The organism is Ligilactobacillus murinus DSM 20452 = NBRC 14221 (assembly GCF_001591685.1).
In the GTDB taxonomy this organism is placed as follows: Bacteria; Bacillota; Bacilli; order Lactobacillales; family Lactobacillaceae; genus Ligilactobacillus; species Ligilactobacillus murinus.
The window spans coordinates 1-9,843 of record NZ_BCVJ01000058.1; the positions used below are offsets into that span (position 1 = coordinate 1).

8 protein-coding genes are annotated in these 9,843 nt (G+C 40.3%); 2 read left to right on the forward strand and 6 right to left on the reverse strand.

Going from position 1 to position 9,843, the window contains the following annotated elements; genetic code table 11:
- Positions 1 to 874 (forward strand): Rgg/GadR/MutR family transcriptional regulator (locus LMU01S_RS08935; RefSeq protein ID WP_061773574.1); only part of this gene is annotated, 874 nt, incomplete at its 5' end.
- A 97-nt stretch (positions 875 to 971) separates the two neighbouring features.
- Here LMU01S_RS08935 and LMU01S_RS10500 read toward each other — a convergent pair.
- The 3 genes from LMU01S_RS10500 to dnaB all read right to left on the reverse strand — a co-directional run bounded on the left by LMU01S_RS10500 (position 972) and on the right by dnaB (position 5,041).
- Positions 972 to 1,112, reverse strand: coding sequence for a hypothetical protein (locus LMU01S_RS10500; protein ID WP_156470406.1), 141 nt, complete (start codon positions 1,110 to 1,112; stop codon positions 972 to 974).
- 595 nt (positions 1,113 to 1,707) lie between these two features.
- Positions 1,708 to 3,585: an asparagine synthase (glutamine-hydrolyzing) gene (asnB, locus tag LMU01S_RS08940; protein WP_056959084.1), complete on the reverse strand. Its 1,878-nt coding sequence runs from the start codon at positions 3,583 to 3,585 to the stop codon at positions 1,708 to 1,710.
- 67 nt (positions 3,586 to 3,652) lie between these two features.
- Positions 3,653 to 5,041, reverse strand: coding sequence for a replicative DNA helicase (gene dnaB, locus LMU01S_RS08945; protein ID WP_056959083.1), 1,389 nt, complete (start codon positions 5,039 to 5,041; stop codon positions 3,653 to 3,655).
- A 168-nt stretch (positions 5,042 to 5,209) separates the two neighbouring features.
- Here dnaB and LMU01S_RS08950 point away from each other — a divergent pair, with 168 nt between their 5' ends.
- Positions 5,210 to 5,833, forward strand: coding sequence for a hypothetical protein (locus tag LMU01S_RS08950; protein WP_056959082.1), 624 nt, complete (start codon positions 5,210 to 5,212; stop codon positions 5,831 to 5,833).
- Between the two features lie 299 nt (positions 5,834 to 6,132).
- On the opposite strand, the gene rplI is transcribed toward LMU01S_RS08950, so the two are convergent.
- The 3 genes from rplI to pnuC all read right to left on the reverse strand — a co-directional run bounded on the left by rplI (position 6,133) and on the right by pnuC (position 9,637).
- Positions 6,133 to 6,582, reverse strand: a complete 450-nt coding sequence (rplI, locus tag LMU01S_RS08955; protein ID WP_004049682.1) for a 50S ribosomal protein L9 — start codon at positions 6,580 to 6,582, stop codon at positions 6,133 to 6,135.
- Between the two features lie 27 nt (positions 6,583 to 6,609).
- Complete coding sequence (locus LMU01S_RS08960) at positions 6,610 to 8,625, reverse strand: DHH family phosphoesterase (protein ID WP_039936164.1); 2,016 nt, start codon at positions 8,623 to 8,625, stop codon at positions 6,610 to 6,612.
- Between the two features lie 241 nt (positions 8,626 to 8,866).
- Positions 8,867 to 9,637, reverse strand: coding sequence for a nicotinamide riboside transporter PnuC (pnuC, locus tag LMU01S_RS08965; RefSeq protein WP_056959081.1), 771 nt, complete (start codon positions 9,635 to 9,637; stop codon positions 8,867 to 8,869).
- Between the last annotated feature and the right edge of the window lie 206 nt (positions 9,638 to 9,843).

A 9,843-nucleotide genomic window follows, 5' to 3' on the forward strand; every position in this document is an offset into this window, starting at 1 on the left:
CCGGCTAGGCGTCATTAAAGCAATGGAATATCACAAAGTTATTTCAGAGCTTAGAACCAACAAGAACATCAAGGTCTCTGACCTGCTCGGCGATAATATGTCGCGTTCAAGCTATAACCGTTTTATTTCTGGAAAGACTGATATCTATAGCCAACACTTACTTGCTTTACTCGATCAGCTCCATGTTTCATTTTCCGAGCTAGAATATATTGCTAGCGGCTATAATACTTCTAAAGAAGATACTTTCTTTCTCAAAGTCGTCCTGGCTGCGCAAGCAAAGGATCATGAGGGGCTGGTCCTTTGTTATCGCCAAGCACAATCACTTGCCCAGCCAAAGCACAATGATTTTTACACCCATATTTTAGGCGCCTTAGATCTAGTGATCAGTCAACTTAAGTCACAACCATATAACTTAAGTGACAATGCTTTATACACATATTTGATCCAAGCTTTTTCTTGGACCGACTATGAATTTAAATTCTTCCAATTGATCTTACCGGCTCTTTCCCCCGCTGAACTCGAACCATTTTTAGCCAAGATCGAACGTAATCTAGCTAAGTTTGGCAATGCTACACCCTATAATCAGAAAAGTTTCAATTTGATCTGTGATATTATTTTTTATTTTATTCAGCACCAAAATTACGTTAATGCTTCACATTATCTCACGTTACTCGAAAATTATGACCTGACTGAAAATCTAGTCTACGAAAAGTTGTTATTTACATTTTTTACCAACCTCAAGAAATTATTACTTCATCAACCAGCTAATACTTGGCGCCGTCCATTATCCAAATGCATTGCGACCGCTAAATTTCTCGATATGCCTAATTTAGCTGAAAAATTTGAACAAACTATTTTACAGATAACTAACTAAAAGCAGGTAGCCTGCTATAGCACGGAAGGCTACCTGCTTATTTGCGTCGCAATGGATGCAACTAGAGATCACTACTAGGGGTATCATTTTTACGCACTTAAAAGCCAAATTTTAAAAAGATCGCAACTTTTTGGCTGACTTCAGCGATATTTTGTTTAGCCATTAATTCGATAAAAATAAAACCCAGGTTATCTCTGCCTAAAAAATATGGCTTTAGCAACTGACATTTCAACAACATCAAATACTTGCCTAAGATGCACTAGTAAAAATTATCGGCGTGACTCTTACTTATATCCTCAACGATCAATATTTCGTATTGCTAAACTTTCCTAACGCTAAACCACCCTTATCGATCACTGAGCATTTAAGGAACATATCGCTCCATTAACATAAGCTACGCTACCACATAAATAATGGATCAAAAACCATAAAGATCTTTGATCCACCACTTATCTTATAGTGCACTAAAAACAAACACCGCCTGAGTTTGGACGCTCTGCTGGATGGGTGTACTGCCCGACCTAGGACCAGCCAATGTCACCATTTATTGTAAGCTACTCAACAAATGTCTCAGCCAAATGCTCATTCATCTCCCTAAGATATTCCCTAATTAGCAATATAATACTTGCTAACATCTTGATTATAGTCGCTAAAACTTTATTTATCTGCTTTTTCTTCAAAAAAGATACAGGTGTGTCATTTTTGAGACATTCACTGCTCTGCACTGTATTTTGATTTCCTAGACATATAAAATACCCTCCAAGTATAGGATGAATTTTCTATTTCATCTGTATACTTAGAGGGCATTATAACCATTCAACTAAGAGAAAGGGTTATTTAGTGATCTTGACCTTACTTACCGTATCAGCTGTCGTGTCTTCTGGGAAGTACACTTGATACCATAAGATAAAGGTATAGATGGTAAAGATCTTTTGCATGGAAGACTTACCGTTGATATGTTCTTGTAAGATCTCAAGTAAAGCTTCTGGTTCGAAGAATTTCTTAGCTACATCTGAAGTAAATGCTTCTTCGATCCGTTTTCTGAACTTGTCTTCTTTGATCCAGCTAGCAATTGGAGATGGGAAGCCAAGTTTTTCCTTATTTGCCACATCTTTTGGTAATTCAGCGGCAGCTGCCGTCCGCAAGGAGACCTTTGTTTCATCGCCACGGATACGCGTTTTGATCGGCATTGTAGCCGCAAAGGCAGCCACTTCTTTATCAACTAATGGTGTCCGGACTTCAAGTGAGTTACACATACTCATCCGGTCAGCTTTGTGCAAGATATCAAATGGTAACCAAGTGTTGATATCAAAGTATTGCATTTGCGTCATTTCATCTTTATCTTTAACGTCATCAAAAATATGCTTGGTATAAGCACCAGAATCAACGTTTAAATCCTTGTTCTTCAAGATCTTATCCCGATCATGATAGTTAAAGACATAGTTTACCCGGTAGTAGCGTTCACTCAATGGTTGTGCCCCACGGACCAAGAAACGTTGTCCATGGAAACGAGGTAAGTTGATCACCATCTTAGAAAGGGCACTCCGCAAACCTGCTGGAACATATTTTTGATATTTTTCAAATGGACGAGCTTCTAAGTAAGTGTTGTAGCCACCGAAGAATTCGTCAGCACCTTCACCAGAAAGCGCAACTTTAACTTGTTTTCTAGTCCCTTTGGAAAGGTAGTAAAGTTGCATTGCTGATGGGTTAGAGAGCGGTTCATCCATGTAGTACATGATCGTTGGTAAGATGTCAAAATAATCATCGCCATCCATCGTGATCCGAGTATTTTCTTGACCGATCTTTTTAGCAAAGCGAGAAGACCAATCTAATTCACTATATTTGGAATTGTTGAAACCAAGTGAAAATGACTTGATCGGTTTTAACTTAGCTGCTTCATTCAAAACATAACTTGAATCGACACCACTGGACAAGAAACTACCAACTTCAACGTCTGCGACCATGTGAGCTTTGACCGAGTTGTCGACTAAGCCTTGGATCTTCTTAGCATCGCCTTCGATCGTTTGATTTTCATCAATGTGATCGTAGTTGAATTTGTAGTATTGATGGATCTCAGTCTTGCCATCTTTGTGGATAAAGTAATGACCTGGCAAAAGCTTATAAACATTTTTGAACATTGTTTCCTTAGAAGGAATAAATTCAAAACTCAAATGAATTGGTAAAAGCTTTTCATTGAATTCCTTCACAAATTTTGGATGATCTAAGAAAGCTTTGATCTCAGATGCCCATAAGAAACTTTGCCCATCATCATAGTAATACATTGGCTTGATACCAAAGTGGTCACGCGCACCAAAGACTTCCTTAGTCTTGCGGTCATAGATCACAAAAGCATACATCCCGCGTAATTTATCTAATAATTTTGGCCCCCAAGCATCATAGCCATGGATCAAAACTTCTGAGTCAACATCGGTTCTAAATTTATAACCTAAAGCTTTTAACTCTTCACGAATTTCGCGATAGTTGTAAATTTCACCATTGAAGGTCAAGACTTTAGTTTCATCACTGTTATACATTGGTTGCTTTCCGTGAGCCAAGTCGATGATCGAAAGGCGACGGAAACCCATTGCAGCCCCTTCGTCTGCAAAATAAGCTTCATCGTCTGGACCACGGTGACGGATACGATCCGCCATTTTTTCAATTGTGTTATCTGGAATATCAGTTTGGTTTACATACCCAACAAAACCACACATAATGTTTGTTCTCCTTTTACTCTGTTTACTGCCTTAGATTACCCTTTATTACGCCAATTGTCAAAATTTACTGTGGTTCTGGCGTATAGGCAATATTGGCAAACTTGTTATATGATTTGATAAATAAGAGCTTGACCGTCCCACGCGCACCAGCACGGTTCTTTTCAATGATCAGTTCAACTTCACCGACATCTTGATTTTCCGGCTGGCCATTGTTGTCTGTGTCATCGTCATCCCCGTCAGCGCGCTCATAGTAGTCATCTCGGTAAAGGAACGCTACGATATCGGCATCTTGTTCGATCGATCCAGATTCACGGATATCAGACAACACCGGCCGTTTATCTTGGCGCTGTTCGACCCCACGTGAGAGCTGAGATAAGGCAATGATCGGGACTGAGAGCTCTTTTGATAATTTCTTTAATTGACGCGAGATCTCAGAAACTTCTTGTTGGCGACTTTCTTTGTTAGAACCTTCGATCAACTGTAGATAATCGATCACGATCAAGCCTAAGTTACCCTTTTCTTTTGCTAAACGGCGACTCTTTGCCCGGATCTCGGACATTTTGATCCCTGGTGTGTCATCGATATAAATACTTGTTTTTGAAAGAGCCCCGACGGCCACGATCAGATTAGCCCATTCTTGCTCATCTAATTGCCCTGTGCGCAAGTGATTAGCACTGATCGATCCTTCCGCACATAACATCCGGTTGACTAGCGATTCGGCACTCATTTCTAAAGAAAACAATGCGATCGTCTTATCGGTCGAAGTCCCGATATTTTGTGCGATATTCAAGGCAAAGGCCGTCTTCCCCACAGCCGGGCGGGCAGCTAAGATGATCAAATTATCCGGCTGTAGCCCAGCTGTCATGTGGTCAAAATCTTTGTAGCCAGTCGCAAGCCCTGTGATATCTTCATCTTGTTGTGATAACTTATCGATCTCATCTAAAGAATCAGTCAAAACTTTACTGATCTCTTTAAAGCCACTTTGGGTGCGATTTTCTGCCACTTCCATGATCTGACGTTCTGCCGATTCTAAGAGATCAGAAACAGGCTCGTCTTGTTCTTTTGCTTGGGTGATGATATTGGTTGCCGCTGCGATCACCCGGCGTAAGACAGCTTTTTCTGCCACCAATTTGGCATAATACCCCACATTGGCTGCTGTCGGCACGGATGAAGCCAATTCAGCAATGTAGGCGACCCCACCGACATCATCGAGTTGGTTGTTCATCTCAAGGCGGTTATTGACCGTTAAAACATCGATTGCTTCTCCATCGTCGTTTAGATCGATCATTGCTTGGAACAACAATTGATGGGCACGCCGGTAAAAATCTTTGGCTTCCACAAATTCCATTGCATCCGCTAAAGCATCAGGGCTCAAAAAGACTGCCCCTAAAACAGCCTGTTCCGCTTCAATATTTTGCGGGGGCAAACTGTCATTTAAAAGTTCATTATCCAACCAGCTTCATCCTTTCTGTATTTTAAGTGTACAACTTGAAATTATAACACAAAAAATAGGCTGGTCGAATCTATTGTTACCTATATATCACTGACCTAAAAAATATTGCCTTGTTTTATATCACAATTAGTTCTACACTATGGTAATAGTTATAAAGGGGGAATTACTTTGTTTATCACTCGACTTACCAAGCGTGACTGGTATCGGATCTACAAATATCTTTGGAAGGCACAGTTATTGCCTCAAAAAATACGCATATGTGTAAAAACTGTTGCCATTTTGCGAATTTTATTAGCAGTATGGGTCCTTTTTCCTATAGTCCTTCGTGTTTTATTTTTATTGCTACTCCGTGCTCCACTAACTTATTATCTTTCTTATTACGAAATTTTCTTGATAATAACTGTGAGCTCACTTTTGATATTCTACTACCCCTTGCTCTTTTGGGCAGAATCACGAAAATTTTCTCCAAAAGTGTTTATCACTTTGAAGCAAGGAACTTCACTTGCTAAACTAAAGAAAATACGCAAACGATATCCGACAGCTTATATCACTCCCAATCAAGGAATGTTTGAGCCACCTTTTAATAGTAAGTGGACCGTTCTCAACTTTGAAGACTGCTACTTATTAGTGGCAAAGGGCAAACTTCCCTATGAGCCTAAACGCTATTTTATATCATTTGCCATCATCAGATATAAAGACATAAAACATACAATAACTTTTTCTAAGCAACTTGAGCCTGTCTGCGAACGGCTAGTAAATTATTCTGACGTCAAATTACTGCATGAAGAATAGTTAGTTAATTAAATCATAAAGGAGGAAACGATATGTTTATCACTCAACTTACCAAACACGATTGGTATCGCATTTATAAATATCTTTGGAAAGCGCAAATATCACCTAACATAGTGCAAGGTTCTTGAGATAGTATTGTTAGCAATAATACTATCTGTTGCCTTGATTTCGATGAATTTCGTACTTTTGTCTTACTAAACGAACCGTTGATCTTCTTGAATAGCCGTGAGCATCAACATGCTAAAAATAACCTAATAATAGCCCGCCAGAATTGCTCTAGCGGGCTATTATTAGGCATTTTATTGTTCTGAGATATGCACGCGGATCTTAGCCGAAACTTCATTATGCAACTTCACTGGGACGTTAGCGTATCCCATTGCACGGATCGGCGCTGCTAATTCCATCTTACGCTTGTCGATCTTTAAGCCGTGTTGTTTTTCCATAGCTTGGGCGATCTGCTTGGATGTGATCGAGCCAAATAAACGCCCGTCTGTCCCAGCTTTTGCCTTGATCTCAACGACATAATTACCAGATTCTAATTTTTCTTTGAGGACCTTTGCGTCGGCTAATTCTTCAGCTTCTTTTTTGGCTTCAGCTCTCTTTTGACCGCGCAATTGGCTCATTGCTGCTGCATCAGCTTGCTTAGCTTTATTGCTCTTGATCAAGAAGTTTGCGTATCCATCCGGAATTTCCTTAACTTCACCGCGTTTACCTTTACCGCGTACGTCTTGTGTAAAAATAATTTTCATAAAAAAATCCTCCCATACGTAGTTTTGCTACTCTTTATTTTCCTGCTCTTGTTTAAGAATTGCAAGCAGTTGTTCTTTGACCGCACCCACAGTTGTATCAGCGATTTGGGTCGCAGCATTGGATAAGTGACCGCCACCACCCATTTCTTCCATGATCACCTGCACGTTCTTAGTCCCGTTGCTTCGCGCTGAAACGCCGATCTTGCCCGAAGCTCGCTTAGTGATCACAAAAGAGGCTTCCACACCACTGACATTTAACAGTGAATCGGCAACTTGAGCGGCGATGACTGGATCATAGATCTTATCTTCTTCGCCACAACAGATCGCGTCTCCTTCAGCAAATTTAGTCCGCTCGACCAAATGATTGCGTTGCATGTAGCTCTTGACACTTTCTTTCATGAAATGCCGTGCCATTGCTAGATCAGCGCCCACTGAACGTAAATAGCTCGCTGCATCAAAGGTCCTAGTCCCAGTCCGCAAAGCAAACGACTGTGTATCGATAATGATCCCCGTGAGCATCGCAGTGGCTTCCAATTTATTGATCGGTTCACTGTCTTTTGCTTGATACTCAAAGAGCTCAGTAATCAACTCACACGTCGAACTTGCATAAGGCTCGATGTAGACCAAGATCGGGTTATCGGGAAATTCTTCACCTCGGCGATGATGGTCGATCACCATGACACGATTTTTGAGCTTATCGTAGAGTGGGCGAGCGATCGACATTGATGGTTTCGAGTGATCAGCCATGATCAAAAGGCTATCCTTAGTAGCTTTTTCCAAAGCCATTTCCGGGGTTATAATTGAACCCTTGATATTTGGATATTGATCCAATTCCTCTAACAGACGTTCAATGTCTGAGTGAAGATCTTCTTGATCTAAGACGATCCAACACTGTTTACCATTCATCGCTGCGATCCGACGCACCCCTAGACAGGCGCCTAGTGAGTCCATATCTGGATGGCGATGTCCCATCACAAAAATCTGATCAGCCTGATTCATCAATTCAGTCAGCGCTTGTGAGATCATCCGTGCTCGAACTCGGGTACGTTTTTCCATCGGATTAGTCTTTCCTCCGTAAAAACGCGCTTGTCCCTCGACCGCTTTGACGACGACTTGATCGCCTCCACGTCCCAAAGCAAGGTCTAAGTTATTTTGTGAGAGCTTTGCTAATTGCGTCAGGTCAGAACCACCATATGCGATCCCTACACTAAGCGTTACAGGTGAATTTTGCTTGGACGTCCACTTGCGCACTTCATCTAGGATCTTGAATTTTTCTTCCTCTAACACTTTGAGTGTCTTGGCATAAGTCAGGATAAAGAAATGGTCTTCATCGACTCGCTTGAGGTAGATCCCAAATTCTTTCGCCCAATCTGCTAAGGCATTCGTCACGAAATTTCCCAGGTTAGAAATATCTTTATCGTTCATCGCACTGGTAACTTCATCATAATTATCCAAGAAGATCTGCCCGATCACTAACCGCGTATCTTCGTATTCTTGTCGGATCTGGGCATAATGCGTCACATCCATCAAATACACCGCATCAATATCTTTTTGGATCATTAGACTAAAGGCACGCCCATGCAATTTGACTTCTATATCTTTGTCCTTATTGTCTTGTTTAGCCTCGAGTTGCTCATAGAGCTGACGATCGACCTCTTTTAACGGCTTGCCTAGCACTTCTTGATTATCAAAATAGCGTTGCATATAAGGGTTGATCCATTCGATATACCCTTCTTTGTCGTAAAATAAGATCCCGATCGGCATTTTGATCAACGCATCCTGTTCACCGCGTTTGATCCGATAAGACAGATCAGAAATGTATTCAGTTGTATCTTCAGTAACTTGTTTTAAGGTAATATAGGCAACTACGGTCATGATAAGCATAAAGACCATACTGATATATCCTAGAATAATATTGGTTCTAAAGGCCAGGATCACACAAATGACCGCTACAAGCGCCAGCATCCAAGCTAACACACGCAAATGTCTGTCATACATGAATTCAGGCAGTTGCCAAAAATCTTTGTTAAAAAATTTTTTCACTGGTTTATCCCCGCATTCCTTTCCCAATTCTTAACCTAAATTTTATACTTCTGCTACTTATTCTATCACAAACAAGCTTGACTCTCAGTAAGTATGACTATAATAGCTTGAAAAATCAAGCTGCTTTGCCCAAAATAAAAAGCCACGGAGCAAACCGTAGCTTAGTGTTATGAGTTAAGTTATTCACTTAGTTTAAGTATACGCCCACGCCTATTTATTGTCAGCAATTCCAAACTAAATTTTAAGCTTTCTTTGAGACTCCCCCTCTAAACCAGCTGTTCTTGCTAAAAAAGGCATACATATCATTTAGGAAAAAGACACTATAACTAAAGATCAAGGCAAAATTACCGTCGCCTTGCAGCATCGTTTGGAACCATAAAGCGATCGTAAAAATCGATGTCAGGGTGAAAACATAGTATTGTTCACGTTTACGGTTCAATTCCAATAATGCCCCCGTGATCGCCATCGCTAAATTCAAGCTATCCAAAAAGACCCGCGGATCATTAGTAAAGCTAAAGATCGTATATGTGCATGACCAAGCAACTACAAAAAACAAACCATATTTGAGCCACTCGAGCCCACTTTCTAATTTTTCAGCTTGGATATCATCGTTCCATTTTGGATCTAAAATGCAAAAAATATCTAAAAAGATCAAATAACCGATCTGCTCCCAAGCTGTCGCATAATTTTTCGCCATAAAACCAGTTGCTGCGATACAAATAGCCGAGATCGCCCCACACCAGCCTTGGATCCCCGATAAGTTCGAGATCCCGATCACACACGCCACGGACAGATTGCCTCCAACAAAGGCTAACAGTGACTGGACTGGGGTTTGGCTAAAAGATTGGACCAACGAAATAACTTGGAGCACGAAGTTGAACGCTAATAAGAAGTAACTAAAATACCCCCAGCCTTTACATTGATTCAATAACCACTTGAAATATCCCTTTCGAAATACATTCCTGGAATATTCTGGCAAATGGGTCAATACATCTTGGTAACGTTCAAACATCTAAAAACTTCCTTCCAACTAGATAATAATTTCTTGAATTCAAAAATTTCAATGTAACTATTATAGCCACGCCTTCCAGCTAAATTCAACCGAAAAAAAACACAATATATTGTAATTCTAATTTTATTAAATCTATATATTGTGTGTGATTTGATTTTTAAATGTTGATTTTCCTAAGTTTTTCTTACGATATTTATATCTTTTTC

What these genes read in the sequence shown, in the direction of transcription:
- LMU01S_RS10500 (WP_156470406.1), bottom strand. Translation starts at nt 1,112, where the DNA reads ATGTTGTTGAAATGTCAGTTGCTAAAGCCATATTTTTTAGGCAGAGAT.
- asnB (WP_056959084.1), bottom strand. Translation starts at nt 3,585, where the DNA reads ATGTGTGGTTTTGTTGGGTATGTAAACCAAACTGATATTCCAGATAAC.
- rplI (WP_004049682.1), bottom strand. Translation starts at nt 6,582, where the DNA reads ATGAAAATTATTTTTACACAAGACGTACGCGGTAAAGGTAAACGCGGT.
- pnuC (WP_056959081.1), bottom strand. Translation starts at nt 9,637, where the DNA reads ATGTTTGAACGTTACCAAGATGTATTGACCCATTTGCCAGAATATTCC.